The following is a 26,022-nucleotide window of genomic DNA, read 5'->3' as shown; positions in this document are numbered from 1 at the left end:
GTCTTAGCGGCTGGTATTCAGTAGGCGCTGCACTTCGGCCAGGCTGGTGAGGCCTTGGGCGGCGCGCAGCAGGCCCTCTTCATAGAGCGAGCGCATGCCCTCACGGGCAGCGCAGGTCGCAATCTGATGGCTATTACCGCCGCTTAAGATGACATCGCGGATCGCTGCACTCACCGGCAGATGCTGATAAATACCGATGCGACCGCGATATCCGTGCACGCAGTGCTCACAGCCCTGAGCTGCAAATAGCTGGATGTTCTCGGCCAACTGAGAATCACTAAAGCCCAGATCTCGTAATGCCCCTATGGGCAGGGTTTGCACTTGGCGACAGTGGGGGCATAAACGCCGCAGCAGCCGCTGGGCGATGATGAGACTGACTGAGGCGGCAATGCCGTAGGCAGGGATACCCATGTGCGCCAAACGCTCTAAGGTTTGTGGTGCATTATTGGTATGTAAAGTGGAAAGCACCAAATGACCGGTTTGCGCGGCCTTAATGGCCATTTCAGCGGTCTCGGTGTCGCGAATTTCGCCGACCATGATGACATCGGGGTCTTGGCGTAAAAAAGCACGTAGGGCACGGGCAAAGTTCAAACCGATGACGGGATGCACATTGAGCTGATTTATCCCCGGTAGCGTGATCTCAACCGGATCTTCGGCCGTGGCAATATTGCGCTCCCCCGAGTTGAGCTGTTTTAAGCCGGCATACAAGGTGACAGTTTTTCCCGCGCCGGTGGGGCCGGTCACCAGAATCATGCCTTGGTGCTGGGTTAGGGCTTTGCGATAATCCTCGGCTTGTGCGGCTGACATACCTAGCTCATCGACACCCAGACCGGTCTGGCGATTATCGAGAATACGCACCACGAGTTTCTCGCCATGCACAGTCGGGCAGCTACTGATGCGCAAATCGATGGGATCTGAATGGCCAAAGCGCAGCCGAGCGCGACCATCTTGAGGCAGACGCCGCTCGGCAATATCCATGCGGCCCATGACCTTGAGTCGCGAATGGATGCGCGCAGCGAGGCGCTGTGGCATTTGGCGCCGGGTGTATAACAAACCATCAATGCGAAAGCGCACCCGCAGTTGCTGATCATGAAGTTCAAAATGCACGTCGGAGGCGCCGGCTTGAATGGCTTCGAGCAAGAGCTCATTGAGCAGCTTGACGATGGGGACATCCTCGCGCCTTAGATCATGCGCTTCGGAATCCAGCGAATCTTGTAACCACTGCAAAGTATCCTGACTGTGCATACCCCAGAGCCTGCAGCGACTCAGGCGCCTCAGCAAGGGTCAACTGCGTGAGCGGTTATACGGGATGGATGAGTGGGCGTTATTGCGGAGAATCAATCTCGTGTAGACTGCTTGCTGAGCGCCATATCGCGATGGTCAGGGCAGCAGAAGTGTTTGTTTCCCTCACGGACCGCTTCATTCTCGGGGACGTGTAGGCCACAGTGATCACAGCGCAGCATGCGTCGCGATGTGACTTTCGGCGCCTGCTGTGGGCGCGGTGTTTTGGGCGTACGCAATAGGAGCCGCACGATCATGAACAAAAGTACCAGTGCAGCAATAACAAATAGAATTTGCATGGCGTAATCCCAATCGTGTGTGATGATAAAAAAGGTACTACAAAACCATGAACCTGCACGAGTATCAATCAAAAGACTTATTTCGCCGTTTTGGCATACCGGTTCCCGAAGGTAAACCAGCCGCCAGTGTCGCCGAAGCCGAGCAAGCCGCTTTGAGCTTGGGCGGTGAGGCTTGGGTAGTCAAGGCGCAGGTACACGCCGGAGGGCGGGGTAAAGCTGGAGGGGTGAAGCTGGTCAAGGGTGTCCCCGCTGTGAAGGAGGCCGCTGATGGCTTGCTGGGGCAGCAGTTGGTGACCCATCAAACCGGTCCTCAGGGGCTGCCAATCCAAACGCTACTGATCGAGTCGCTCACCGATATCGATCGCGAGTTGTACATCAGTTTGGTGGTGGATCGCGGTACTCGGCGCGTGGCGATTATGGTGTCGGCTGCTGGTGGCATGGATATTGAAGAGGTGGCGGCTAAGACGCCAGAAAAGCTGCTAACCCTTTTTGTTGAGCCAGTGGTGGGTTATATGCCCTATCAGGGACGCCGTGCGGCTTTTGCTTTGGGTTTGCAAGGAGCGCAGATCGGCGCCTTCGTGAAGCTTTTGGGGCAGCTGTATCGCCTGTTTGTCGAAAGCGATGCCAGTTTGGTGGAAATCAATCCCTTGGTGGTGACCAAGGCCGGGGATTTGATTGCCTTGGATGCCAAGGTGAACTTGGATGGCAACGCCCTTTATCGCCAGCCGGAACTTGCAGCGCTGCGCGATCTTAGTCAGGAAGATGCGGCCGAGGCCCGCGCCAGTGAGCATGAGCTTAATTATATTCGCTTGGATGGCACGATTGGCTGCATGGTCAATGGCGCTGGATTGGCGATGGCAACCATGGACTTGATTAAGCTGCATGGTGGCGAGCCGGCCAACTTTTTGGACGTGGGTGGTGGCACTACCGCAGCTCGGGTCAGCGAAGCCTTCAAGATCATCTTGTCTGATGGCAGTGTCAAAGCCGTGTTTGTGAATATCTTTGGCGGCATTGTGCGCTGTGATTTGATTGCTGAGGGCATTATCAGCGCCGTGCGCGAGGTGGATGTCGGGGTGCCGGTGGTGGTGCGCTTGGAGGGCACTAACGTGGAGCGTGGCCGGCAGCTACTGGCGGAGAGCGACTTTAATATCATCACGGCTGAGTCACTGACTGAGGGCGCGCGCCAAGTGGTAGCAGCTGCAGGAGTAGGCGCATGAGTATTTTGATTAACGAAGATACGCGGGTGATTTGTCAGGGCTTCACCGGCAAGCAAGGGACTTTCCATTCAGAACAGGCCATTGCCTATGGCACACAGATGGTGGGCGGCGTGACACCCGGCAAAGGTGGGCAGAAGCATTTGGATTTGCCGGTATTTGATACCGTGCATGATGCGGTACAGGGCACGGGTGCTAATGCGACGATGATTTATGTGCCGGCCGCTTTTGCGGCCGATGCGATTTTGGAAGCAGCTGATGCGGGCATTGGGGTGATTGCTTGTATCACCGAGGGCATTCCCGTCATGGATATGCTTAAGGTCAAAGCCGCTTTGGCAGGGCGTTCGGTGTATCTCATTGGCCCCAATTGTCCGGGCATCATCACCCCAGGCACCTGCAAGATCGGCATTATGCCTGGCCATATTCATCAGCCCGGGCGGGTGGGGGTTGTCTCGCGCTCTGGGACTTTAACTTATGAAGCCGTCAAACAGACAACCGATGCCGGCCTGGGGCAAAGCACCTGTGTCGGGATCGGCGGTGATCCCATCCAGGGCATGAACTTCGTCGATTGTTTGCGTTTATTTCAGGACGATCCGCAAACCGAGGGGATTATTCTTGTCGGTGAGATTGGCGGCACTGCCGAAGAAGAGGCGGCTGAGTTTATTCAGGCGCATGTGACCAAGCCGGTGGTGGCTTATATCGCTGGCGTGACGGCACCGCCCGGGCGGCGTATGGGCCACGCCGGGGCGATTATTTCTGGTGGCAAAGGCACGGCAGATCAAAAGTTTGCAGCGCTGGAGGCTGCTGGGGCCACGGTGGTGCGCTCGCCGGCAGATATGGGTGAAACTCTGCGCGCACTGATGGCCTAATGACTCGATCGATCAAGCTGGTGCTGGCCCAGCTCAATCCTTTCGTTGGCGATGTTGAGGGCAATGCTGAGCTTATGGCTCAGGCCTGTCTGCGCGCCCGCGATGAGGTGGGTGCCGATCTAATCTTGTTTCCTGAGCTGATGCTCACCGGCTATCCGCCGGAGGACTTGCTGCTGCGCGCTAGCTTGCATGATCGCTGTGAGCGGGCGTTACAGCAGCTATCTCAGCAGGTGCGTGGCATCGATGTTGTTCTCGGGCTGCCTTGGCGTGAGAACGGTCAGTTGTTTAATGCGGCCGTATTGTTACGCGATGGGGAACGCTTGGGGCCTTATTTCAAGCAGCGCTTGCCTAACTACAGCGTGTTTGACGAGAAACGCTATTTCAGCGCAGGTCAGCAAGCTTTGGTGGTTGAGGTGGCGGGCGTGCCCATGGGCATCACAATTTGTGAGGATATTTGGGGTCCCGAGCCGGCGCAAAAAGCCTGTGATGCCGGTGCGCAGCTGATTTTGAATATCAATGCCTCACCCTATCATCTGGGAAAGGGGGCTGAGCGCCTGAGTGTGCTGCGACAAAGGGTGACAGAAACCGGCTTGCCGATTGTCTATCTCAATATGGTCGGTGGTCAGGATGAGTTGGTGTTTGATGGCCATTCGCTGGCAGTGGATGCCTCAGGCGAGCTGCATTTGAGCGCACCTCCTTGGCAAACGGGCCTGTATGCATTGGAATTGACCGTGGATGCCCAGGGGCTGCGTCTGCATCAGGGGGTGATGGCCCCCGAACAGACGGACGAGGCCAGTTTGTATGAGGCGCTGGTCACCGGCGTGCGCGATTATGTTCAAAAAAATGGCTTTCACGGCGTGGTGCTGGGACTTTCTGGCGGTATTGATTCGGCGTTGACGCTGTGTATCGCGGTGGATGCCTTGGGGGCTGATGCGGTCGAGGCTTTGATGATGCCTTACCACTACACGGCGGATATCAGCCGTGAAGATGCCAAGGCCCAAGCTGAGCTGCTGGGGGTTAAGTTCGATGAGATTTCTATCGCGCCGATGGTAGAGTCATTCATGCAGGCCCTAGAGCGTCCCTTTGCGGGTCTGGCTAAAGACGCCACAGAGGAGAATATCCAGGCGCGTTGCCGCGGCATGATTTTAATGGCTTTTTCCAATAAGACCGGCCGCATGCTTTTGACTACGGGTAATAAGAGCGAGATGGCTGTGGGTTATGCCACGCTGTATGGCGATATGGCGGGGGGGTTTGCGCCGCTTAAGGACGTCTCGAAACTTTGGGTGTATCGCTTGGCACGTTATCGCAATATGCGTAGCCCAGCGATCCCAGAACGGGTACTGCAGCGCCCGCCATCAGCGGAGTTGGCCCCTGATCAGATGGATCAAGACAGTCTGCCGCCTTATGAGATTTTGGATGTTATCTTGGAGCGCTTTGTCGAGCAGGATGCCTCTTATGCGCAGATCGTTGCTGAGGGATTTGATGCCGCAACGGTGGAGCGGGTGATCAGTTTGGTGCTGCGCAATGAGTACAAGCGCCGCCAAGCGCCTCCAGGTGTGCGTGTTACCCGCCGTAACTTCGGTAAGGATCGGCGCTATCCCATTACATCGGGTTATGGCAGGCTGTTACACTAGGTTTGCTGATATTCACTATTGAGGACAGAGACTCTAGGGCATGAAAAAAATCGAAGCGATTATCAAGCCGTTCAAGTTAGAAGATGTGCGTGAAGCTCTGATGGAAATTGGCGTCACGGGTCTGACCGCCACCGAAGTCAAAGGCTTTGGTCGACAAAAAGGCCACACCGAGCTTTATCGCGGCGCTGAGTATGTGGTGGATTTCATCCCTAAAGTGAAGCTGGAGATCGGTGTGGATGACGCCATGGTCGATGCCTGTGTTGAGGCCATAATCAAGGCGGCGCGCACCGGCAAGATCGGCGATGGCAAGATTTTTGTGACCGATTTGGAGCGTGCTGTGCGGATTCGCACAGGTGAGGAGAACGTCGACGCGCTTTAGCGGTGGCTGATCACTTCATCGAGCCGGCGCCGCGGCGAGGCCGTGGGTATTTCTGCCGGATAACCGACGCACATCAGGGCCACGGGCGTGATTCCCGCTTCCAAATTCAGCAGTTTGGCGACGGCTTGCTCATCAAAGAACCCCACCCAGGTCGAGGCCATGCCGGCGGCAACGGTGGCTAACTGTGCATAGGCTGCGGCGATGGTGGCATCTTGCACTGCAAACAGCGTGCGGCCGCGTTCTCCATATTCTTGGGCGGCTCGCTGCGTATCGGTACAAAACACTAAACAGACCGGCGCATCGGCGACGAAACTTTGGCCGTTAGCCGCTTCCGCCAGTTTCTGGCGAAGGCCCTCGTCTTGGACGCAGATGATGCGGTAGGACTGCAGATCCCCCGCTGAAGGTCCGGTCACGGCAGTCTCTAAAATGGCATGCAGTTTCTCCGCTTCAACCGGCATGTCTTTTTGGTAGCGCCGGATGGAGTGGCGATGTCTGACGGTTTGAAAGAAGTCCCACATGAGCCTTGGCCCCCTAGCTAGAGCGGTGCGGCTGCGGAAGATGACTGAGTCGTTGACGCTGCGCCTCTTCAGGGAAGTTTAGCTGTAAAACCCGTAAAGCATCATCCGCCAGATCATTCATATCCAGTTCCCGGTAGGCGCGAACCATAATCACCAGTGCCTGAGGGACGGCATCACTTTGATCATAATGCTCGATGACATAGCTGGCTCGCTTGGCGGCAGCCAACCAAGCGCCGCGCCGCATATAAAAGTCAGCGATGTAGAGTTCATGATCGGCCAGCATGTTGCGCAGATGCATCATGCGATCACGCGCGTCCTGGCTATAGCGGCTGTCGGGGAAGTTGCGCACAAGATTGCCAAAATCCTCGAAAGCATCGCGCAGCGGCGCAGCATCGCGGCGGGACTGATCCTGTGGGATCCAACGATTAATAAAACTCAGATCGCGCTCAAAGTTGGTGAGGCCGCGCAGATAATAGGCATAGTCCACATGCGGGTGGCGTGGGTTAATCTGCAGGAAACGGTCAATGGCGGCAATCGCCATTTCAGGTTCTTGCGCCTTGTAATAGGCATAGGCGATTTCCAGCTGAGCTTGTTGGGCGTGGCGGCCGAAGGGAAACCGCGCTTCCAGCGTTTCATAAAGCTCCACGGCGCGATCATAACTGCCCCGATTCAAAGCGGATTTGGCCTCTTCATAAAGCTGGCTGGCGGACCAATCTCGGGTGGGGTCTGAGCGCCAAGAGCTGCAGCCCGAGATGAGCGTGAGGCTAAGTAAGGCGATAATGACGAGTCGCATAGCTGACATGGTATTCCAGGCAGTGGATAATGACATCCCCTCAGTATAACCGAGCCCCATGAGCAAGACACGTATCCAGCTGCAGACCTTGATCCCCGAAGACTTCTCGGGACAGCGACTGGATAGCGTGTTAGCCCAGCTATTTTCAGACTATTCGCGCAGTCGCCTGCAACAGTGGATACAAGCGGGTGAAGTGTTGCTGGATGGGCGTACCCCAAGGGTTCGCGATAAGGTGCTGGGGGGTGAGCAGGTGTTGATTGATGCCGCTCAGGATGTGGCCGTCAGCGAGGATGTGGCTCAGCCTTTGCCGCTTGACTTGATCTACGAAGATGAACATCTCTTGGTGATTCACAAGCCAGCGGGGTTGGTGGTGCATCCTGCCGTAGGACATCCGCAAGGCACGTTAGTGAACGCCTTGTTGCACTACGCGCCGGAGTTAGCGAGTTTGCCGCGGGCCGGGATAGTGCATCGCTTGGATAAGGAGACTTCGGGTCTTTTGGTGGTGGCGCGAACTCTGCGCGCCCACACCGATTTGGTGCGCCAGCTGCAGGCGCGTAGCGTCAGCCGTGAATATCTGGCCCTGGTGCAGGGCGAGATGATCTCCGGTGGTACGGTGGATGAGCCGATTGGTCGTCACCCTGTAGATCGCAAGCGGATGGCAGTTGTCGCCAATGGTCGGGAAGCCATTACCCATTATCGTGTCGAGCAGCGCTATTCGGGTTTCACTTTGTTGCGGGTCAAACTGGAGACAGGGCGTACCCACCAAATCCGCGTGCATATGGCGCATATTCGTTATCCCATTGTGGGTGATCCGACCTATGGTGGGCGGCTACGCTTGCCTGCCGGCTTGTCGGAGGCGGCGATTACGCAGTTGCAGCAGTTGCGACGACAGGCCTTGCATGCCGCTCGCTTAGGTCTGGTGCACCCTGAGACGGGCGAAGCCTTAGTATGTGAGGCGCCACTGCCGGATGATTTCGCGCAACTGCTGCCCTGCTTAGATGCAAAAGAGTGAGACAAAGCCCCCCGGCTGTCCGCTATTCGTCATCTGGATATGTAAAAATATCGGCCCATGGACTCCTCGCATCTCCACGATCTAGAACACGTACTTGAGTGTTTGGCCGCCGCTGACCTCAGCGGTGTGCGGGCGCGCTTGGATGAGATGCGCATTCAGGATATTGCCGCGGTTTTAGCGGAATTGGATGTCGCCGAACGTCGCGATGTATTTCGGCTGCTGCCGTTGGGCCGACGTGTGGATGTGTTTTCCTACCTCGAGCATGGTCAGCAGATGCAGTTGCTGGAGCAAATCTCGGTTGGTGAGGGGCGTTATCTGCTCTCGGAGATGTTGCCCGACGACCTGACCGCTCTACTTGAGGAATTGCCGCAGCCGGAAGTGCGCCGTTTGTTGCGCATGCTGCCGTTCCGCTCGATTCGTCGCGCACTGACTTTATTAGGCTATCCGGAGGATAGTTGTGGCCGCCTGATGACCACGGCTGTGGTGAGTGTGCGCCCCGAGTGGACCATGGCCCAAGCCTTGGATCACTTGCGTCTTCAAGCCGAGCGCGGCGAGACCGTGAATCTGGTGTATGTCACCAATGAGGACGGCGTGTTGCAGGGTGTCTTGCCACTGAAATATTTTCTGCGCCGTGAGTCGGAGCAGCTGGTCTCCGATTTGATGACGACCTCAGTGATCGCTATCGATGCGCATGAGCCTCAGGAAGAGGCGCTGCATATGATCCGCCACTATGACCTGACGGCATTGCCGGTCGTGGATGAGGACCAAGAACTTCTGGGGATTGTGACCGTTGACGATGTGTTGGACGTGGAGGAGGAAGAAACCACCGAGGATTTCCAGCGCATGGGCAGTTTGGGCGTTTTGAACCTCAGTTTACGCGATGCCTCGCCGGCGCTTTTATACCGTAAGCGGGTGGGCTGGCTGCTCATTTTAATTGCCATCAATATGATCGGTGGTGTCGTGATTGCGGGTCATGGCGACGCCATTGAGGCGCTGGTGGTGTTGGTGTTTTTCCTGCCCTTGATTATTGCGGGCGGAGGTAATGCCGGGACGCAGTCATCCACCTTGATGGTGCGTTCTTTGGCCACCGGTGATGTCGAGCCCAGCGACTGGTTGAAGCTGTGGGGTAAAGAGCTGTTGGTGGCCACGGCCTTGGGGGTGACCATGGCGGTGGCTGTTTCTGCATTGGGATTTTGGCGCGGGGGCATGGACGTTGCGGTGCTGATTGCTCTGGCCATGCTGCTGGTGGTGGTTGTGGGCAGTATGCTCGGTATGCTGCTGCCCTTTGTTTTATCGCGTTTCAAGATGGATCCGGCTACAGCCAGTGCGCCTTTAGTGACCTCGATTGCCGACGTCGCCGGTATCAGTATTTATTTCAGCCTAGCTGCCATGATTTTGGGGATCGTGTGAGATGAGCGAGTCCCTGAGTGTAGAACAACTGAGTAAGCACCTCGAAGCCGGTGATTGGCAGATCCTGCATGCGCATCTGGATGTATTGCAGGATCAGGATCTAGCGGAACTGGTTGCTGAGCTGGATCGTCGTCATTGGGTGGTTCTATTTCGCACTTTGCCGCAGGAGCGGGCAGCCGATGTGTTCTCTTATTTCAGTGAGGATCAGCAGCAAGGCATCATGCTGGATCTCAATGATGACGAGCGGGCAGCGCTATTGGCTGAGCTCTCATTTGACGATGCGGCGGCGGTGATTCATCGCTTGCCAGAGGAGCTGGCGCGCGATTTGATGAGCTTGTTGCCCGATAAGGATCGCTGGGTCATCAAGAGCCTACTGGCCTATCCCGTGGACAGCGCGGGTCGGCGCATGACGCCGGAGTTTATCGCTTTGCGCAGCGAATGGACATTGGCTCAGGCTTTGGATCATGTGCGCGAAAAATACGAGGAAAGTGAGACCGTTAACGTGGCTTTTGTGACGGATGAGGACGGTCGGCTGCTGGGTGTGGTGAAACTCAAGGATTTGTTGTTGGGAGCGGCCAAACGGCAGGTGGGCAGTTTGATGCGCACGGATGTGATTCACGTGCAAACCCGGGCTGATCAAGAAGAAGCGGTGCAATTGATCCGTCGTTATGACCTTGAAGTCTTGCCGGTGGTGGATGAGCGCGAGATTCTCGTTGGCATCATCACGGTGGATGATGTCATGGACGTCACCGAGGAAGAGACCACTGAGGACTTTCTGCGCATGGGCAGTGTGGGTGTGGGTCCGCTGATGCTCAACCTCAAAGATGCGGGCATGCAGTTGCTGTATCGCAAGCGAGTGGGCTGGCTGCTGATTTTGATTTTGGTGAACCTCGTGAGTGGCGCCGCCATCGCTCTTTTTGAGACGGCGATTGAGATGGTTGTGGCCTTGGTATTTTTCCTGCCGTTGGTGATTGCTAGTGGCGGTAATGCTGGTACTCAGGCATCGACTCTGATGGTGCGTTCGCTAGCCACCGGCGATGTGCAATTGCGCGATTGGTGGTCGTTGTGGGCCAAGGAGCTGCTGGTATCCGTGGCTTTGGGGTTCACATTAGGACTGGCGATTTGGGGGGCGGCGGCTTGGTTGGGCGGCCCCGATGTGGGCTTGGCTGTGGCTATTGCTATGGTGCTGGTGGTGATTGTTGGCAGTATGGTGGGTTTGTTGCTGCCGCTGATTTTGACCCGTCTGAAAATGGACCCCGCTACGGCCAGTGCGCCGTTAGTTACCTCCATCGCCGATGTCGGCGGTATTCTCGTTTATTTCGGCGTGGCAACGGCTATTTTGCAGCTGCAGGTCTAGGCTTATCTCAGGGGGCAGGGTGGCGTGGCTGAGCAGTGCTCAGGTTCGGACATTTCCGGTTGTCGACTGACCGCACGCAGTGTTTCCTGAAAGCTCGGGTGTTCGGGCTGCAGCCTGATGGCACATTGAGCGGCGTTGAGGGCTGGCATCGCGCAGCCATGCAGTAACAACACATTGGCCAGATTGTTCCACCCAGGCGCATTGTGGGGATGTTGTGCCACCAGATCGCGCAACGCCGCTTCAGCAGCCTGAGTGTCTCCCGCCGCTACTTGTGTGTTGGCTAGACCAATCCAAGCAATCGGTTGTTCGGGCCAGCGATGCATGGCGCTTTGGTAAGCTGATGTCGCGGCTTTAAGGCGCCCCGTTTGCTCTAGACCCGAGGCGGTGCGCAGCCAAGGCAAAACTTGGGCACTGGCATTAATTTCATTGGGGTCAGTGATGATGATGGCCCAACGGTTGGCGCGTCGCCATGTGCGCTCGAAGGTCTTAAAACTATTGATGTGGCGTTCATTGAGACCCGAGCGCAGGATGATGCGTTGCTCGGGCAGGTCGTAACCGATCACCACAGCGTAGTGCCAAACGGGGAAAAGGCTCACGCCGAGGTTTTGCATCACCAGCACCGGTCGGCCGCTGGCGACTTCTTTTAATAGGGATTCCAGTTGAGGCTCCAGCACATAAGCCATTAAGTCGCGACTGCGTACCGCAGCGAGGATTTCTGTTTGTAGCGAACCTTGGCGCGCTGGCACATAAATTTCATCGACTAGAGCCGTATCGCTGACTCTATATCCTTGGTGATTGAGCACGGTGGCCAGCGCTGCGGGTCCACATTGATATTGTTCTTGGGGAAAGAAAGGCGTTTGTGTCAGCTCGATTCGATCGGCTAGCTGTGGCGGCGGTGACTGAGTGAGCGCCCGGGTTTGTGGCGTGCCAGCGCAGCCGCTGAGCAGTAGTAGGCCCAGCAGAGATAAAAAAGCCAGCCCACAGCGTGGGCTGGCATGAGTCAAAACACGCACTAGATGCTTAGCGGACCGGCTGGACGAAGGAGAAGATGTCGGTAACACCAAAAGCATCGAGCAGCACCATGATCAGGAACACCGCGGCAACAGCACCCAGAGCGCTGGCGCCAGCAGGAAGCTCATCCATGCGCGCCTGCAATTCCTGGATTTCAGCATCGGTCATGCGCGCCACACGCTCGGCAGCCCAAGAGGGATCAATACCCTGTGCGGTCAGACGCTCAGCGACTTCGTCGCGACTAAATTCGGCAATCAGCGCAGCGCGGTCCTGAGCGACTTGTTCTGCCATGAGCAGCTGTTCAGTGCCCAGCATACTGGCACTGGCCGGCGCCGCGGCCACAGCAAAAAATACTAAAGCGACTAGGAAAGAACGGGTGGTCAAAAGAAAACGTGGCATAGCAGTGACATCCTCAAGTATGGGGTGTCTCTATTGTGTTGTGTTGTTTCGCATCGGTCAATTGTGCTGCGCACGGAGTGGGCTTAGGCTAGCGGCATGCAGCGAGCGCGTTTTAGAGAAATCTTCGGTTGGGCGATGTTTGATTTCGCCAATCAGGCTTATACGCTGTTGATTATCACCGTGATTTTTGGCGACTTATTCACTCGCGTGATAGTCGGTGATGCCTCTGATAATTATCGCTTGGGCAATCTCCTGTGGAGTGTCGCTCTGGCGCTGAGTTATCTGGCGGTGGTGATTACCGCGCCGGTGGCTGGGGCGGTGATGGATTTTACGCAAGCGCGTAAACGGTTTTTGCTCGCCAGTTATGTGTTGACTGTGGTGTCCACCACACTGCTGTATTTTGTCGCCCCCGGCTATATCTGGCTGGGCATGGCCCTGATTGTGGTCTCTAATTTTGCCTACGCCATTGGTGAGTCATTTATTGCCAGTTTCCTGACGGATTTGGGGCCTAGAGACGCCTTAGGCTGGATCTCGGGCTTTGGTTGGGCTTTGGGCTATGTTGGGGGCTTGGTGGCTACGGTGTTTGCCTTGTTATTGCTGGGCGAAGTGAGCTTGGAGAACTTCGAGCGGATTCGTTGGGTGGGGCCATTCGCGGGCCTCTTCTTCTTGGTTTCGGCGTTGCCCACGTTTATATGGCTGAGGGATCGTGGTCGCCAGCGACGTTTGGCTGGAGATCCGCGGCGCTACTGGGTGATGGGATATCGGCGGGTGCGCCAGACTCTGAGAGACCTAGCGGCTTTTCGCGATTTAAGTATTCTCATGATCTCGGTCTTCTTTGCCATGGCTGGCATCTACATCGTCATCTCCTTCACTTTTATTTATGGGGCACAGGTGATTGGCTGGGATGAGTCGGTGCGCGTGACCATGTTTGTTTTGGTGCAAATTACCGCGGCCTTGGGTGCTTTGGGTTTTGGTTTTTTGCAGGACAGGCTGGGCGCGCGGCGCGTCTATCTAGCGACCTTGGCGCTCTGGGTGGTCGCTGTGACCCTGATTTTTGCCACGCCATGGCTGGGCCGCTGGCTGCCTTATGAAGCCCAACATGTGTTTCTGGTGGTGGGTTGTGTGGCGGGCTTGTGTTTGGGATCAGCGCAATCGGCAGGGCGCGCTTTAGTGGGCGTTTTGGCGCCGACTAAGCGTGTGGGTGAGTTGTTTGGCTTTTGGGGTTTGGCGGGCAAGTTGGCGGCGATTTTCGGGATTTTGGGTTTGGGTTTACTGCAATGGGCGATGGGTTTGCATGCCGCGATCTTGTTCTGCGCGGTGTTGTTCGCTCTGGCCTTTATCAGCGTGCTTTTTCTTGACGAGGATCGTGGTCGTGGCATTGCGGAGGCAGCAGACCGATGACGCCGGGCTTTTGCTGGCTATACTTAGTGCTTACGGACTGAATCAGGAAGACGCTCTTTATGCAGGTCAGTGTGGTTTATCCCGGCACGTTTGATCCCATTACTAAGGGGCATATTGATATTGTGCGGCGGGCCTTGCGTTTGTTTGATCGGGTGATTGTGGCCGTCGCTGCCAATCCTGGTAAGCAGCCGGTCTTCAGCCTTGAACAGCGCTGCGAGATGGCTCGTGATGCCTTAAAAGGGATGAATGGAGTGGAGGTCACGGGATTTAGTGGCTTGCTGGCGGAGTTTGCCAAAGAGCAAAACGCGCAGGTTCTGCTGCGTGGCTTACGCGCGGTTTCTGACTTTGAACATGAATTTCAGCTGGCGAGTATGAATCGCAAGTTGTCGCCGCAGTTGGAGACGATGTTTCTCACCCCGGCTGAGGAGTATGCCTATGTGTCCTCAAGTCTGGTGCGGGAAATTGCTATGTTGGGTGGTGATGTCTCATGCTTTGTACCTGACGGGGTACAGGCTGCATTGAAACAGCGTTTTCGTTAGAATCGCGGCTTTTTTAAAACCCTATTCTGAAAGAGGAAAGTGTCACATGGCCTTGATGATTACCGATGAGTGCATCAACTGCGATGTCTGCGAACCAGAATGCCCTAATGGTGCGATCTCGCCTGGCGAAGAGATTTATGTGATTGATTCGGGGCTTTGCACCGAATGTGTGGGTCACTTTGAGACGGCCCAGTGTGTGGAAGTCTGTCCGGTGGATTGCATTATCTCTGACCCCGACAATAAAGAGTCGCAAGATGTTTTGATGGCTAAATATGAGCGCCTGACCGCTGTTTGAGGTTTAGCGCTGGCATTGCGGGCAGTAGTAGCTTGAGCGTCTGCCCTGAGTGATCTGACGAATCTCGGCGCCACACTTAGTGCAAGGCAAATTGGCGCGCCCATAGGCTTTGAGCCTTTGCGAGAAGTAGCCATGTGAGCCATCTTCCCTAAGGAAATCCCTTAGGGTCGTACCCCCTTGGGTGATGGCCTCTTGTAGGACGCTGCGAATCGAATCCACGAGCTTTTGGGCTTCAGCGCGGGTGATGCGCCCAGCAGCACGCCGAGGGCGGATGCCGGCCATAAATAAGGCCTCAGAGGCGTAGATATTGCCCACACCGACCACAACCTGACTGTTCATGATCAGGGCTTTGATACTGACCTGGCGGCGGCGCGCGGTTTTGAACAAGTAGTCGGCATTGAAATGCTCCTCTAAAGGCTCGGGGCCGAGGTTGAGCAGCAGCGGATGATCACCTTGTTCAGGGTTAAACCAAAGCAGGGCACCGAAACGGCGTGGGTCATGCAGCCGCAGACATTGCCCTGAATCTAGCTGCAGTTCGGCGTGGTCATGCTTGCGTTTGGGCGCGGTGGTGGGCTGAATACGCAGGCTGCCGGACATACCCAGATGCATCAGCAAATGGCCGTGCTTGGCGCAATCGATCAACAGGTATTTGCCACGGCGTTTGACCGCGTGGATGCAGGCGTCACGGAATTGATCGGGTAAATCCGCTGGCACGGGCCAGCGCAGCCTCGAGTCGTAGACGCGAATATGGGTCATGCGCCGCCCCAACAGATGCGGCTCAATGCCGCGGCGGGTGGTCTCGACCTCAGGTAGTTCCGGCATAGAGGCCTTCGATCTCTACCAGCAAATCCTCACGGCAGACATCGCCTTCTAAGTACAACACCGGCAGTGATTGCGACAGCCTGCTTTGCAGATGTTGTTGCACGAGCTCGAGGTCTTTTGCATGACGCACATAGACCTTAAGCAAAGACAGGCGCGCGGGGTCTTGCTGTAAATGGGCTAGGTCTGGTTCACTCGCCTTGATCAAGCTGCTGAGGTTGGCCAGAATTTCATCGAGTTGCGCGCGAACGTCCATATGTAGGCTCTTATGACCAACAATGCTGGCGGTGCCGGAAATGTAGAGCTGAGCTTTTTCACCCCAGTGCTTCAGCGTGGCGCGTGAAAAAGAGGGGCTTTTGGGGCCATAGCGGCGCGGATAATGAAAAGCGCTGACTTGTCTGGGGTTTTCGATTTGTCTGCCGGGTTCGCGTCCGGCGAGAAAATAAATCATCAATCCAGGGGTATGCGTGCCGATGGCAGTGGCAGCGGGTAATGCGCCCTCGGTGAGCGCGACCCGCTCTAAAGCCCGATGACGTCCAAGACAAAAGAGTTGGTAGCGATCCAGTCCATCGCGTTCCTCATGCAGGCGCGGGAAGTAGTTCCAGATTCTTAGCAGGTGAGCGAAACCTTTGTCACGATGCAGCTGCATGATGCGTTCATAAGCGTACTCGGCGGCCTTTTCCATGTCATCGTCAAAGCATGCCTCGTCGAGGTGGGTCCAGCCAAACAGAATTTCTGAGCTGTGGGCATAACCGACGTCTTGTTCAAAGCCACGTTGTACGGGCTGAGCACAGCGCCAAGTTTCGATTTGGGTGTGAACGGGTGCCAAGGGTTTTAGGCCTAAGCGCAGCAGCGAAGGGGCTTCGGGCTGGGTGTACATTTCCTCACCGAAGGTGAACTGTGCCAGGGTGAATTCATCCACAGCGGGCGCTTGATCGGCAGGCTGCAGATGGATCTGAATGGGACTGTCCACGGATGGGTTAAGCATGCGCCTATGTTACTGGAAGCGATGCTTTAGGCGTATCATGTGGGCGCAGCTTTTTACAGACTTTTGCGTGAAAGAGTATCAATTCATGGAACAGATCAAGGCACCGCTGGGCGAGACCATCGAAATGCGGCAAATCATCCACGACTCGGGGATCCCTCTACTGCGTGTTTTGATTCGCGAGGATGAGCATTTTAGTCATTTGGATTTGGACCCAGCCACTGCGCATCGTTGGGGCAAGTTGATGCAGGTTTGGGCAGAAGAGGCCATAAAAAAAGGGGTCTGACCCCCACAGAGGGGCTCGCCCCTCTGTGGGGGTCAGACCCCATCCTTTGTTATTTGATTTTGGCTTCTTTGTACATCACATGCTGACGGATCACGGGATCAAACTTTTTGATCTCCATTTTCTCCGGCATGTTGCGCTTGTTCTTGCTGGTGGTATAGAAGTGCCCGGTTCCAGCGCTGGAAACGAGGCGGATTTTTTCACGAGGACCTTTTGCCATGATGAAGCTCCTTAAACCTTTTCGCCGCGGGCACGGATTTCACCGAGCACGGTGTCAATGCCTTTCTTGTCGATAATGCGCATGCCTTTTTGACTAACGCGCAGGCGCACAAAGCGGTTCTCGCTTTCGACCCAGAAGCGGTGTTCGTGCAGGTTGGGCAGGAAACGACGACGCGTCTTGTTGTGCGCGTGGGATACGTTGTTCCCGGTCATCGGGCGTTTACCCGTGATTTGGCAGACTCGGGCCATGAGGTGTTCTCCGGCTAAAAACCAGGCTGATTCAAGGAAAGCGCGCCATCATAGCGGAAGGTGTGGTGGCGAGCAAGTCACTTCCCACTCAGACCGTCGCATGGTTATAGTGCGCGCATGGATATCGTCTACATACGAGACCTGCGGGTCATGACCACCGTTGGCATTTTTGATTGGGAACAGGCGATTCGCCAAGAAGTGCGCATCGATCTGGAGATGGGGACAGATATTCGCCCAGGAGCAAAGAGTGATCGCATCGAAGATGTCCTTGACTATAAGTCAGTAGCCAAGCGCGTCATCAAACTGGTGGAAAACAATCAGCGCGAGTTGGTGGAGGCGATGGCCGAGGATATTGCGCAGATGGTGCTGGAGGAATTCCCCGTGCCCTGGCTGCGGTTGACCCTAGGTAAGCCGGGGGCGGTGCGTGGCTCGAGTGAAGTGGGGATTTGCATTGAGCGGGGTGAGCGTGCTTAGAGCCTTTATCAGTATGGGCTCGAATGTTGATCGCGAACACCACTTCCGCGGCGCTGCCCGAGCGCTGCAGGAGGCCTTTGGTGCGGTGATGTTCTCACCAGTGTATGAGACTGGCGCTGTGGGTTTTGATGGGGATCCTTTTTTTAATGCGGTAGCGGCTTTTGATACCGCTGAGCCAGCAGAGATCATCGTTGAAGCGCTTAAGCGCATCGAGGACGAGCATGGCCGCGTTCGCGGTGTGGCGCGGTTTTCGGATCGGACTTTGGATTTGGATTTGCTGTTGCTGGGTGATCAGGTGGTTGAGGGGCCCGGTTATGCTTTGCCTCGAGATGAGATTGTGCACAATGCCTTTGTTTTGCGACCGCTGGCAGATCTCGCGCCGGATTTGGTGCATCCGCAGTTAGGGACGACCATGCGTTGCCTCTGGGAGGTCTTTGATCTCGATGGTCAATGGCTTAAAGCGATAGAGTTTTGTTGGGACGACGCACTCGCGTAACCACGCATCTAGTAGGTCAGAGCGATCACGCCCTCTTCGACGATATCGCCAATAAATGCACCACCACCGCGCATTCCATCGAGTTCCGGAATGGCGGTCTCCGGCGTGACGTTATGCTCATCAGTAGCGCCAAAGCAGGCGTAAAATTTAACGCCGAGCTCGTGCGCATCTTGCATGAATGCATAAATGGATTTTTCCTGAGCCGCGCCGGGGTAAAGCTTTTCAGCCACACCCTTTTTCAGCAATTTGACCGTCTCGGCGGCGAAATACATTTCCACTTCTAGATCCATGGCGGCTGCGACCGTGGCTTGAAAAAATGGTGTGCCCAAGGAAGTGGGGGGGTCGAGTTGGGTATTCACCAACATAAAAACGACTTTTTCAGCCATGGCGATTTCCTTTGGTTAAAAATAAATACGGCGTTCCTGAAGACTAGTCCGCTTCGGCTTGAGTCTCAAGCACTGGAAAAAATCCCAGCAAGTCCCCATAGTTCGTCTAATTAACGATCCCAAGAGGGCTTTGCCGTGCCGATTTACGAATATGAGTGTACTGAGTGCGGTCACCGCCACGAGGCGATACAAAAAATGTCGGATGCGGCGCTGACCGAATGCCCGGCCTGCGGCGCATCAGCGCTGCGTAAGCTAGTCTCGGCCGCGGCGTTTCGTTTGAGCGGTGGTGGTTGGTATGAAACTGATTTTAAAAAGGATAATAAGCGTAACCTCAAAGAGGCGGACAAAGGGTCGGCCGAAGGCGCCAAGAAAGCTGAGGGTGGAAAAACCGCAGACCCGGCTAAGAAAGCCTCCAGCGAATCAGCCTCTAAGCCGGCAGCCAGCAGCACCGCTAGTTCGTCCAGTGCGGCCAGCAGCTCATAGGGTGTGACACTGATGTCGCCAACCCGCTTGCAAAGCCTGCGGCGCTATCTCATCGCCGGCCTGTTGGTGTGGGTGCCTTTGGTCGCCACCGTGGCGATCATCAAGTTCATTGTGGATTTACTGGATAAAACGGTGTTATTGCTGCCTGCCGGCTGGCGCCCTGAAAGCCTGCTGGGTTTTAGTATCCCCGGCACTGGGGTGGTGCTTGCGGTGATCATCGTGTTTATCACGGGTCTGGTGGTGGCCAATTTGTTGGGCCGCAAGCTGGTGGATTTGTGGGAGGCGATTTTGTCGCGGATTCCTCTGGTCAATACCATTTATTCGGCCATTAAACAGGTGGTCGAAACCATTTTTGGGGACACGGGTGATGCGTTTCGCAAAGTGCTGCTGGTCGAGTATCCGCGCAAGGGGATCTGGACTATTGGCTTTCAAACCGGTTCACGCTTGGGCGAGGTGCAGTCCAAGACGCATCATGAAGTAGTGAGTGTTTTTGTTCCCACAACGCCCAACCCCACCAGTGGCTTTATTATTCTGGTGCCTCGGGAGGATGTGATTGAAATGGACATGACGGTGGAGGAGGGGCTGAAGTTTGTTATGTCCTTAGGTGTAGTCGTGCCCCGCTATACGGACCCAGCCGCGCCGCTTAAGCCGCCGACTGTGTAGACTTGAGACTCAACCCGTTAAGCCCTTACCATACGCGGCTTTCACTCTGTTTTTTGAATATTAAGGTCCCCCATGCGTACACATTATTGCGGCACGGTCGATAGCCAGCTGCTCGGTCAGGAAGTCACTTTGTGTGGCTGGGTTAATCGCCGACGCGATCACGGGGGCGTGATTTTCGTGGATCTGCGTGACCGCGAGGGATTGGTGCAAGTGGTGTTTGATCCGGATGCGCCGGAGATCTTCGCCATCGCTGAGCGTATTCGCAGCGAATACGTATTACAGGTGCGCGGTCGCGTTCGAGCCCGACCCGAAGGCACCGTGAATCCTGATTTACGCACTGGTGCTATTGAAGTATTGGGTCTGGAGCTGACGGTGTTAAATGCCTCCGAGACCCCACCGTTTCAGCTAGATGAGGATGATGTGGGTGAGGAAACTCGCCTGCGTTATCGCTATGTCGATTTACGCCGGCCCATGATGCAAACACGCCTTAAAATGCGCGCGCAGATCACAGGGGTGATGCGCCGCTTCCTGGAAGACCAAGGTTTTTTGGATATCGAAACGCCGATGCTGACCAAGGCGACCCCGGAAGGCGCGCGTGACTATTTGGTGCCCAGTCGCACCCATCCCGGCAGTTTTTTTGCGTTGCCACAGTCGCCGCAGCTATTCAAACAGCTGCTGATGATGTCCGGGCTGGATCGCTATTATCAAATCGTGCGTTGTTTCCGCGATGAAGACCTGCGCGCTGATCGTCAGCCGGAATTTACCCAGCTGGATATCGAGACCTCATTCATGGATGAGGAGGGCATCATGGGGTTGATGGAGGCCATGGTGCGTGAGCTGTTTGCTCAGGTTTTAGAAGAGCCGCTGCATTCGCCTTTTGAGCGTATGACTTATGCCGAGGCCATGCATCGCTTTGGCTCGGATAAGCCGGATTTGCGTATTCCTCTGGAATTGGTGGATCTCACCGATGTGATGGCCCCGGTGGAATTTAAAGTGTTCTCTGGTCCGGCCCAGGATCCTCAGGGTCGCGTGGCTGCTTTACGCCTGCCTAAGGGAGGTGAGTTGTCGCGCAAAGATATCGATGACTATACGGCTTACGTGAGTCGCTATGGTGCCCGGGGTTTGGCGTATATCAAGGTCAATGATTTGAATGCTGGGCGCGAGGGCTTGCAGTCGCCCATTCTCAAATTTTTACCCGATACCGTGGTGGTCGATATTTTGGACCGCACGGGGGCTGAAGATGGGGATTTAATTTTCTTTGGCGCCGACAAGGCCAAGATCGTCAATGAGTCGCTGGGCGCGTTACGCGTCAAGTTGGGCCATGATCGGGGTCTGGTGGATCGCGGTTGGCGGCCTTTATGGGTGATCGACTTCCCGATGTTTGAGTTTGATGACAAGGATCAGCGCTGGGTGGCTTTGCATCATCCCTTTACCGCGCCGCGTTTGCAGGACGGGCAGACGCTGGATGGAGATCCCGGCGCTTTGGTCTCGCGGGCCTATGACCTGGTGCTCAATGGTACGGAAGTGGGTGGCGGCTCAATTCGTATTCATCAAACTGCCTTGCAGGAGCGCGTCTTTGAGCTTTTGGGGATTGGTCAGGAAGAAGCCCGTGAGAAATTTGGTTTTCTCTTGGATGCTTTGAAGTTGGGTTGCCCGCCGCATGGCGGCATTGCCTTTGGTTTGGATCGGTTGGTGATGTTGATGACCGGTGCCCAGTCAATTCGTGATGTGATGGCCTTCCCCAAGACGCAGACCGCGGCGTGCCCTTTGACCCAGGCACCGGCGCAGGTCAGCGAGGCACAGTTAAAGGAACTGAATATCCGTAAGCGTTCTTAGGGTATTTATACCGAAATAAAAAGCTTCACTTTGAGTTCAGTCGCGTCTGACGGCACACTTTGTGCTGGTTTCTGCTAAAAGAAACACTTGTTTCCATAAAAAAATGGATGGTGAGGCATGAAGGCATTGCCGGTATTCGAGGACCACGGGGCGCAGCAGACGAAGTACACGACCTGCTATATGTGCGCTTGTCGCTGCGGTATCAAAGTTACCGTGGAGGACAACAAGGTCCGATATATCCAAGGGAACCGCAACCATCCGGTGAATAAAGGCGTGCTGTGCGCCAAGGGCAATGCGGGCATTATGAAGCAGCAGTCGCCAGCGCGGCTGCGTCAGCCGCTGCTGCGCAAACCCGGTACTGAGCGTGGGGCTGGTGAGTTCGAGCCAATTTCCTGGGACCAGGCCTTGGAGATGCTGACCGAGCGTCTGGCGCATATTCGTGCCACCGATCCCAAAAAGCTGGCGTTTTTCACGGGTCGCGATCAGATGCAGGCTCTGACCGGATTGTGGGCAACGCAGTTTGGCACCATCAACTGGGCGGCGCATGGCGGTTTTTGTTCGGTGAATATGGCCGCCGGTGGGCTGTACACCATGGGTCATGCCTTCTGGGAGTTTGGTGATCCAGATTGGGAGCGCACCAAGTATTTCATGCTGTGGGGCGTGGCCGAAGATCATGCCTCTAATCCGATCAAGATCGGTCTGGAACAACTCAAGCGTCGGGGCGGCAAATTCGTCTCGATTAACCCTGTGCGTACCGGTTATCAGGCGATTGCTGATGAGTGGGTGCCGATTCGTCCGGGTACTGATGGCCTGTTGGCTTTGTCGATGGTGCATGTGCTGCTCAGACATTCGCAGTTCGACTGGGAATACCTGATTCGCTATACCAATGCGCCTTGGCTGATTGTGCATACGCCGGGGCAGAAAGGGCATGGCTTGGTACTGCGCGATGCCGATGGCAAGCCGCTTTGCTGGGATCAGGATAAAAATGCCGCGGTAGATGCCTCACAGACCGGCATTAAGCCCGCCATGTTCGGTGATTTTACGGCGCCTGATGGCCGACCCGTGAAAACCGTGATGACGCTTCTGGCCGAGCGTTATCTGGATGCTGAGTATGCGCCGGAGAATGTAGCCGAGCGCTGCGGCGTCTCAGCCGAGCAGATCGAACGCATGGCTTTGGAGATGGCGCATGTGGCATTTAAAGAGAGCATCGAGATAGCCTGTGAATGGACTGATGCCTATGGCCGTAAACACGATAAGTTCATTGGTCGCCCCGTGTCGATGCACGCAATGCGCGGGATTTCTGCGCATTCCAATGGCTTTCAGACCTGTCGTGCGATTCATTTCTTGCAGATTCTTTTGGGCAGTATTGATGTGCCCGGCGGTCACTTGGCCAAGCCGCCTTATCCCAAACATGTCCCGCCAGGTATCAAGCCGGCCAAGGAGATGGCGCCGAATACGCCGCTGAAAAGTCCGCCGCTGGGCTTTCCAACCGCGCCCGAGGATCTGGTGATCGATGCTGAGGGCAATCCGCTGCGTATCGATAAGGCCTATTCTTGGGATGCGCCGGTGGCCAACCATGGCCTGATGCATATGGTGATTACCAATGCCGTCAAGGGTGATCCCTATCCCATTGATACCTTGATTTTGTTCATGGCTAATATGGCTTGGAACTCGACCATGAACACCAGTCAGGTGATGGATATGCTGCGCGAAAAAGATGCCAGCGGCGAGTATAAGATCCCGTTTTTGGTGGTCTCCGATGCGTTCCACTCCGAGACGGTGCAGTTTGCGGATTTGGTATTACCCGATACCACGTATTTGGAGCGATACGACACAATCTCCATGCTGGATCGGCCTATCTCCGAGCCTCATGCTGCGGCGGATTCGATTCGCCAGCCCATTTTGGATTTGGATCGTGATGTGCGCGCCTGGCAAGAGGTGTTGGTGGATTTGGCCGGACGCCTGAAATTTCCGGCATTCACGGGTGAAGATGGTCAGCCCAAATATGACTCTTACAAAGATTTCATCACCTATTTTGAGAAAGAGCCGGGTATTGGCTTTCTCTCGGGATGGCGTGGCAAGGACGGCGAGAAGAGTCTGCGCGGTGAGCCCAACCCGAAGCAGTGGGAAGCTTATGCCGAGAACCAGTGCTTTTTTGTGCATCATCTCGAAGATGATCAAAAGTATTATCGTTTTTGTAACCAAAGCTATCTTGAGCTCGCTAAGCATGCCGGTTGGAACGGTTCGACTGACCCGATTGTCATTGAGCTTTATGCCGAGTCACAGCAGCGCTTTAAGCTGGCGGGTCAGGGTCTTTATGACGGTCCTATGCCTATGCGGGAGGAGCATAAGGCCCGCTTAGCCGAGTTTTTTGACCCCTTGCCGATTTGGTATGAGCCGATTGAACAGACGCGGGTAAGTGAGGCCGAATATCCGTTCTTTGCGGTGACGCAGCGACCGATGTTTATGTACCACTCCTGGGACTCGCAGAATGCGTGGTTGCGGCAGATTTGTGCGGGCAACCGGCTTTATATGAACCGTGCCAAGGCCGAATCCATGGGGATTAAGGATGACAGCTGGGTCTATGTTGAGTCGCATAACGGTAAGATTCGGGTGCAAGTCAAGCTGATTGAGGGCACGCAGACCGATACCGTTTGGACTTGGAACGCGATTGGTAAACAGTCCGGTGCCTGGGGCTTGAAGGCCGATGCCGATGAGGCGCGCAAGGGCTTTTTACTCAATCATCTGATCTCTGAGCTACTCCCGAAAAAAGGCGATGCTGTGGATGCGATTACCAACTCGGATCCTGTGACTGGTCAGGCGGCTTGGTATGACCTGCGGGTGAAGATCACTCCGGCCCCGGCCCATGAAGAGGGATCTTGGCCACAATTTGACACTTTGAAAGCGTTGCCGGGTATGCCGGAATCGCCCGACGTATTGCGTTATCAAACCCATCAAGCTGTGAACCTAGAGCGTCCTTTGGACGATATTCTGGCTCGCGGCAAGCATCAGCGCTAATCGCAAAGGAGCGCCCGCATGCGACTTGGACTTGTGATTGATTTGGATACCTGCGTGGGCTGTCATGCCTGTGCGGTGGCTTGTAAACAGTGGAACACCTCGGGAACCACCGGTCCGCTAACGGACCTAGCTCCCTATGGCGCAGAACCCAGCGGCGTCTGGTTTAACCGCATCCGAAATTTTGAAGTCGGGGACTATCCACACAATAAGACCGTCAATATGCCGATGTCTTGTATGCATTGTGAGGATGCCGACTGTGTCACGGTGTGTCCGACTGGCGCATCGTATAAGCGCAAAGAAGACGGCATTGTGCTGGTCGATCAAGATAAGTGCATGGGGTGTAATCTGTGCGCTTGGGCGTGTCCCTATGGAGCGCGCGAGTTGGATCCGACCGATGGCGTAATGAAAAAATGCACGCTGTGCGTCGACCGCATTTATGATGAAAACTTGGCGCCGGAAGATCGTCAGCCCGCTTGTGTGATTACTTGCCCTGCGCATGCGCGCTTTTTTGGTGATTTTGATGATCCGGATTCTGAGGTTAGTCGTCTGACGCGTGAGCGTGCGGGTCAAAAGCTGATGCCTGAGTTGGGTTATAAGCCGACCAATGCATATTTGCCACCGCGCGTTTCGCGCCCCATACCCACCGATGACGTGCGCAGTAAGAGTTTGATCGACAACGTCAAAGACTGGGTGAATCAGGCCATTGCCCGTTAAGCGATATCGGCACAAGGAAAACCGCTCATGCATCCTGCTTTATCTGTCATTTTATTTACCGTGATGTCCGGTGCTGGCTACGGGTTGTTTATGCTGGTGGCCTTACTGCATGTTTTTGGTGGTTATCCCGACCCGGGCACCTCTGAATTGGTGGTTCAGCTGGGCTTGGCGCTGGCGTTGATCACTACCGGCCTCGTGTCTTCTACCCAGCACTTGGCCAATCCCAAAAACGCTTGGCGTGCGGTGATGCGTGTGCGTACCTCGTGGTTATCACGTGAGGCGGTGTTGGCGATTGGATTTTATCCATTTGCGCTTTTGTATGGCTTATCGATTTTGCGCGGTGGAGCGTTGGAGCCTGGCGGTTTTACCATGGCTATGGGTCTGATTAGTGTGGCTTTGGCCGGCCTGACGGTATTTTGTACGGGGATGATTTATGCCAGTTTGAAAACCATTCGTCAGTGGAATACTGCCTTAACTCCGGCGAATTATTTGATGTTGGGGCTGGCTCTGGGGGCTGTTTTGTTGGTAGCCGTACATGCTGTATTTCAGGGACGTAGTGAGCCACTGGTGGCTATGGCGCTCAGTCTGTTGGTGCTGGCGGCCCTGCTCAAATGGATCTACTACGTGTGGATTCGCGAACCCAGCGGTCCGACGATTAATACCGCGACGGGCTTTACCCGGGGCACGGTGCGCATGATGGATCCTGGCCATACTGCGGGCACTTTTCTGACCCGTGAGTTTGGTTATGACCCCGGTGCTCAGGTCATTGGCCAAGTGCGCTTAGGCGTGTATGGCCTGGGCTTTGTGCTGCCCATTCTTCTGCTATCTTGGATCTTGCTGGGGGCTTCCGTGTTTTGGTTGGTGCTGGCGGTGCCATCGGCGCTAGCGGGTGTGGGCTTGGAGCGCTGGCTGTTCTTTGCGGAAGCGCGCCACGCCGTCATGCTCTACCACGGCCGCCAACACACGTAAAAAATGGGGACGGATTT

General features: G+C 55.5%; 30 protein-coding genes. 19 read left to right on the top strand and 11 right to left on the bottom strand.

Translation table 11 applies throughout. From position 1 onward, the window contains the following. Window positions 1–3 precede the first annotated feature (3 nt). Both CKX93_RS02465 and CKX93_RS02460 read right to left on the bottom strand, forming a co-directional pair. Entirely contained in the window at window positions 4–1,245 is a 1,242-nt protein-coding gene (locus CKX93_RS02465; protein ID WP_076754921.1) for a GspE/PulE family protein, read from the bottom strand. Window positions 1,246–1,337: 92 nt separating this feature from the next. Next, the gene (locus CKX93_RS02460) at window positions 1,338–1,580 is read right to left on the bottom strand and encodes a PP0621 family protein (protein WP_076754919.1); all 243 of its coding nucleotides are present in this window, start codon (window positions 1,578–1,580) and stop codon (window positions 1,338–1,340) included. A gap of 47 nt (window positions 1,581–1,627) precedes the next feature. Here CKX93_RS02460 and sucC point away from each other — a divergent pair, with 47 nt between their 5' ends. The 4 genes from sucC to CKX93_RS02440 are packed head-to-tail and all read left to right on the top strand — an operon-like array spanning window position 1,628 to window position 5,676. After that, on the top strand, window positions 1,628–2,797 hold the full coding sequence (gene sucC / locus CKX93_RS02455; RefSeq protein WP_076754917.1) for an ADP-forming succinate--CoA ligase subunit beta: 1,170 nt from the start codon (window positions 1,628–1,630) through the stop codon (window positions 2,795–2,797). Continuing rightward, complete coding sequence (gene sucD / locus CKX93_RS02450; protein ID WP_076754915.1) at window positions 2,794–3,663, top strand: succinate--CoA ligase subunit alpha; 870 nt, start codon at window positions 2,794–2,796, stop codon at window positions 3,661–3,663. The genes sucC and sucD overlap by 4 nt, the downstream gene beginning before the upstream one ends. Then, window positions 3,663–5,297 carry an NAD+ synthase gene (locus tag CKX93_RS02445; protein ID WP_076754912.1) on the top strand — a complete coding sequence of 545 codons (1,635 nt, stop codon included), beginning with the start codon at window positions 3,663–3,665 and terminating at the stop codon, window positions 5,295–5,297. Before sucD ends, CKX93_RS02445 begins: the two co-directional genes overlap by 1 nt. A 40-nt stretch (window positions 5,298–5,337) precedes the next feature. After that, window positions 5,338–5,676 carry a P-II family nitrogen regulator gene (locus CKX93_RS02440; RefSeq protein ID WP_076754911.1) on the top strand — a complete coding sequence of 113 codons (339 nt, stop codon included), beginning with the start codon at window positions 5,338–5,340 and terminating at the stop codon, window positions 5,674–5,676. Here the strand turns inward: CKX93_RS02440 and CKX93_RS02435 are convergent. Both CKX93_RS02435 and CKX93_RS02430 read right to left on the bottom strand, forming a co-directional pair. Continuing rightward, window positions 5,673–6,194 carry a nitroreductase family protein gene (locus tag CKX93_RS02435; protein ID WP_076754910.1) on the bottom strand — a complete coding sequence of 174 codons (522 nt, stop codon included), beginning with the start codon at window positions 6,192–6,194 and terminating at the stop codon, window positions 5,673–5,675. The two genes, CKX93_RS02440 and CKX93_RS02435, sit on opposite strands and share 4 nt — an antisense overlap. A 13-nt stretch (window positions 6,195–6,207) precedes the next feature. After that, window positions 6,208–6,996: an outer membrane protein assembly factor BamD gene (locus CKX93_RS02430; protein WP_234982781.1), complete on the bottom strand. Its 789-nt coding sequence runs from the start codon at window positions 6,994–6,996 to the stop codon at window positions 6,208–6,210. A 49-nt stretch (window positions 6,997–7,045) separates the two neighbouring features. Here CKX93_RS02430 and rluD point away from each other — a divergent pair, with 49 nt between their 5' ends. Genes rluD through mgtE (CKX93_RS02415) form a run of 3 tightly spaced genes read left to right on the top strand, consistent with a single transcriptional unit; the run spans window position 7,046 to window position 10,766 of the window. Then, complete coding sequence (gene rluD, locus CKX93_RS02425) at window positions 7,046–7,999, top strand: 23S rRNA pseudouridine(1911/1915/1917) synthase RluD (protein WP_076754908.1); 954 nt, start codon at window positions 7,046–7,048, stop codon at window positions 7,997–7,999. A gap of 57 nt (window positions 8,000–8,056) precedes the next feature. Beyond that, window positions 8,057–9,409 carry a magnesium transporter gene (gene mgtE / locus CKX93_RS02420; protein ID WP_076754906.1) on the top strand — a complete coding sequence of 451 codons (1,353 nt, stop codon included), beginning with the start codon at window positions 8,057–8,059 and terminating at the stop codon, window positions 9,407–9,409. 1 nt (window position 9,410) lies between these two features. Then, window positions 9,411–10,766 carry a magnesium transporter gene (gene mgtE, locus CKX93_RS02415; RefSeq protein ID WP_076754904.1) on the top strand — a complete coding sequence of 452 codons (1,356 nt, stop codon included), beginning with the start codon at window positions 9,411–9,413 and terminating at the stop codon, window positions 10,764–10,766. Between the two features lie 2 nt (window positions 10,767–10,768). Here the strand turns inward: mgtE (CKX93_RS02415) and CKX93_RS02410 are convergent, their stop codons facing one another. Beyond that, window positions 10,769–11,779 (bottom strand): PA2778 family cysteine peptidase, encoded by a 1,011-nt coding sequence (locus CKX93_RS02410; protein ID WP_234982780.1) that lies wholly within the window; start codon window positions 11,777–11,779, stop codon window positions 10,769–10,771. 7 nt (window positions 11,780–11,786) lie between these two features. Beyond that, window positions 11,787–12,176, bottom strand: coding sequence for a DUF6627 family protein (locus tag CKX93_RS02405; protein WP_076754903.1), 390 nt, complete (start codon window positions 12,174–12,176; stop codon window positions 11,787–11,789). A 96-nt stretch (window positions 12,177–12,272) separates the two neighbouring features. Here CKX93_RS02405 and CKX93_RS02400 point away from each other — a divergent pair, with 96 nt between their 5' ends. The 3 genes from CKX93_RS02400 to CKX93_RS02390 are packed head-to-tail and all read left to right on the top strand — an operon-like array spanning window position 12,273 to window position 14,411. Beyond that, a complete protein-coding gene (locus CKX93_RS02400) occupies window positions 12,273–13,577 on the top strand; it encodes an MFS transporter (protein WP_076754901.1) in 1,305 nt (434 codons plus the stop codon). Window positions 13,578–13,636: 59 nt separating this feature from the next. Next, window positions 13,637–14,116 carry a pantetheine-phosphate adenylyltransferase gene (gene coaD, locus CKX93_RS02395; protein WP_076754899.1) on the top strand — a complete coding sequence of 160 codons (480 nt, stop codon included), beginning with the start codon at window positions 13,637–13,639 and terminating at the stop codon, window positions 14,114–14,116. Between the two features lie 46 nt (window positions 14,117–14,162). Next, window positions 14,163–14,411: a YfhL family 4Fe-4S dicluster ferredoxin gene (locus tag CKX93_RS02390; protein ID WP_076754897.1), complete on the top strand. Its 249-nt coding sequence runs from the start codon at window positions 14,163–14,165 to the stop codon at window positions 14,409–14,411. A gap of 3 nt (window positions 14,412–14,414) precedes the next feature. Here CKX93_RS02390 and mutM read toward each other — a convergent pair whose 3' ends face one another. Next, window positions 14,415–15,233: a bifunctional DNA-formamidopyrimidine glycosylase/DNA-(apurinic or apyrimidinic site) lyase gene (gene mutM, locus CKX93_RS02385; protein WP_076754895.1), complete on the bottom strand. Its 819-nt coding sequence runs from the start codon at window positions 15,231–15,233 to the stop codon at window positions 14,415–14,417. Then, the gene (locus CKX93_RS02380) at window positions 15,217–16,203 is read right to left on the bottom strand and encodes a chorismate transformation FkbO/Hyg5 family protein (RefSeq protein ID WP_143339907.1); all 987 of its coding nucleotides are present in this window, start codon (window positions 16,201–16,203) and stop codon (window positions 15,217–15,219) included. Before CKX93_RS02380 ends, mutM begins: the two co-directional genes overlap by 17 nt. Window positions 16,204–16,255: 52 nt before the next feature. Between CKX93_RS02380 and CKX93_RS02375 the strand changes: the two genes are divergently transcribed. Continuing rightward, window positions 16,256–16,501, top strand: a complete 246-nt coding sequence (locus CKX93_RS02375; protein WP_420828607.1) for a DUF6967 family protein — start codon at window positions 16,256–16,258, stop codon at window positions 16,499–16,501. Between the two features lie 49 nt (window positions 16,502–16,550). Here the strand turns inward: CKX93_RS02375 and rpmG are convergent, their stop codons facing one another. After that, window positions 16,551–16,718, bottom strand: coding sequence for a 50S ribosomal protein L33 (gene rpmG, locus CKX93_RS02370; RefSeq protein ID WP_076754891.1), 168 nt, complete (start codon window positions 16,716–16,718; stop codon window positions 16,551–16,553). Between the two features lie 11 nt (window positions 16,719–16,729). Next, a complete protein-coding gene (gene rpmB / locus CKX93_RS02365; protein WP_076754889.1) occupies window positions 16,730–16,966 on the bottom strand; it encodes a 50S ribosomal protein L28 in 237 nt (78 codons plus the stop codon). Between the two features lie 117 nt (window positions 16,967–17,083). On the opposite strand from rpmB, the gene folB reads away from it, so the two are divergent. Both folB and folK read left to right on the top strand, forming a co-directional pair. Then, entirely contained in the window at window positions 17,084–17,440 is a 357-nt protein-coding gene (folB, locus tag CKX93_RS02360) for a dihydroneopterin aldolase (RefSeq protein ID WP_076754888.1), read from the top strand. After that, on the top strand, window positions 17,427–17,936 hold the full coding sequence (folK, locus tag CKX93_RS02355) for a 2-amino-4-hydroxy-6-hydroxymethyldihydropteridine diphosphokinase (protein WP_234982779.1): 510 nt from the start codon (window positions 17,427–17,429) through the stop codon (window positions 17,934–17,936). The genes folB and folK overlap by 14 nt, the downstream gene beginning before the upstream one ends. 8 nt (window positions 17,937–17,944) lie before the next feature. Here the strand turns inward: folK and CKX93_RS02350 are convergent, their stop codons facing one another. Then, the gene (locus CKX93_RS02350; protein ID WP_076754885.1) at window positions 17,945–18,322 is read right to left on the bottom strand and encodes a DsrE family protein; all 378 of its coding nucleotides are present in this window, start codon (window positions 18,320–18,322) and stop codon (window positions 17,945–17,947) included. A gap of 135 nt (window positions 18,323–18,457) precedes the next feature. Here CKX93_RS02350 and CKX93_RS02345 point away from each other — a divergent pair, with 135 nt between their 5' ends. The 6 genes from CKX93_RS02345 to CKX93_RS02320 all read left to right on the top strand — a co-directional run bounded on the left by CKX93_RS02345 (window position 18,458) and on the right by CKX93_RS02320 (window position 26,005). Continuing rightward, window positions 18,458–18,805, top strand: coding sequence for an FmdB family zinc ribbon protein (locus CKX93_RS02345; RefSeq protein ID WP_076754883.1), 348 nt, complete (start codon window positions 18,458–18,460; stop codon window positions 18,803–18,805). 12 nt (window positions 18,806–18,817) lie between these two features. Further along, on the top strand, window positions 18,818–19,468 hold the full coding sequence (locus CKX93_RS02340) for a DUF502 domain-containing protein (protein WP_076754881.1): 651 nt from the start codon (window positions 18,818–18,820) through the stop codon (window positions 19,466–19,468). 72 nt (window positions 19,469–19,540) lie between these two features. Continuing rightward, window positions 19,541–21,304 carry an aspartate--tRNA ligase gene (gene aspS, locus CKX93_RS02335; RefSeq protein WP_076754879.1) on the top strand — a complete coding sequence of 588 codons (1,764 nt, stop codon included), beginning with the start codon at window positions 19,541–19,543 and terminating at the stop codon, window positions 21,302–21,304. A 117-nt stretch (window positions 21,305–21,421) separates the two neighbouring features. Beyond that, window positions 21,422–24,322 carry a molybdopterin oxidoreductase family protein gene (locus tag CKX93_RS02330; RefSeq protein ID WP_076754877.1) on the top strand — a complete coding sequence of 967 codons (2,901 nt, stop codon included), beginning with the start codon at window positions 21,422–21,424 and terminating at the stop codon, window positions 24,320–24,322. Between the two features lie 18 nt (window positions 24,323–24,340). Then, window positions 24,341–25,036, top strand: a complete 696-nt coding sequence (locus CKX93_RS02325) for a 4Fe-4S dicluster domain-containing protein (RefSeq protein WP_076754875.1) — start codon at window positions 24,341–24,343, stop codon at window positions 25,034–25,036. Between the two features lie 27 nt (window positions 25,037–25,063). Further along, a complete protein-coding gene (locus tag CKX93_RS02320) occupies window positions 25,064–26,005 on the top strand; it encodes a dimethyl sulfoxide reductase anchor subunit family protein (protein ID WP_076754873.1) in 942 nt (313 codons plus the stop codon). The last annotated feature ends 17 nt before the right edge of the window (window positions 26,006–26,022 follow it).

Source organism: Ectothiorhodosinus mongolicus (genome assembly GCF_022406875.1).
Taxonomy (GTDB): Bacteria; Pseudomonadota; Gammaproteobacteria; order Ectothiorhodospirales; family Ectothiorhodospiraceae; genus Ectothiorhodospira; species Ectothiorhodospira mongolica.
The sequence above is the reverse complement of the archived record's forward strand: the minus strand, read 5'-3'. Positions and strand labels throughout refer to the sequence as shown.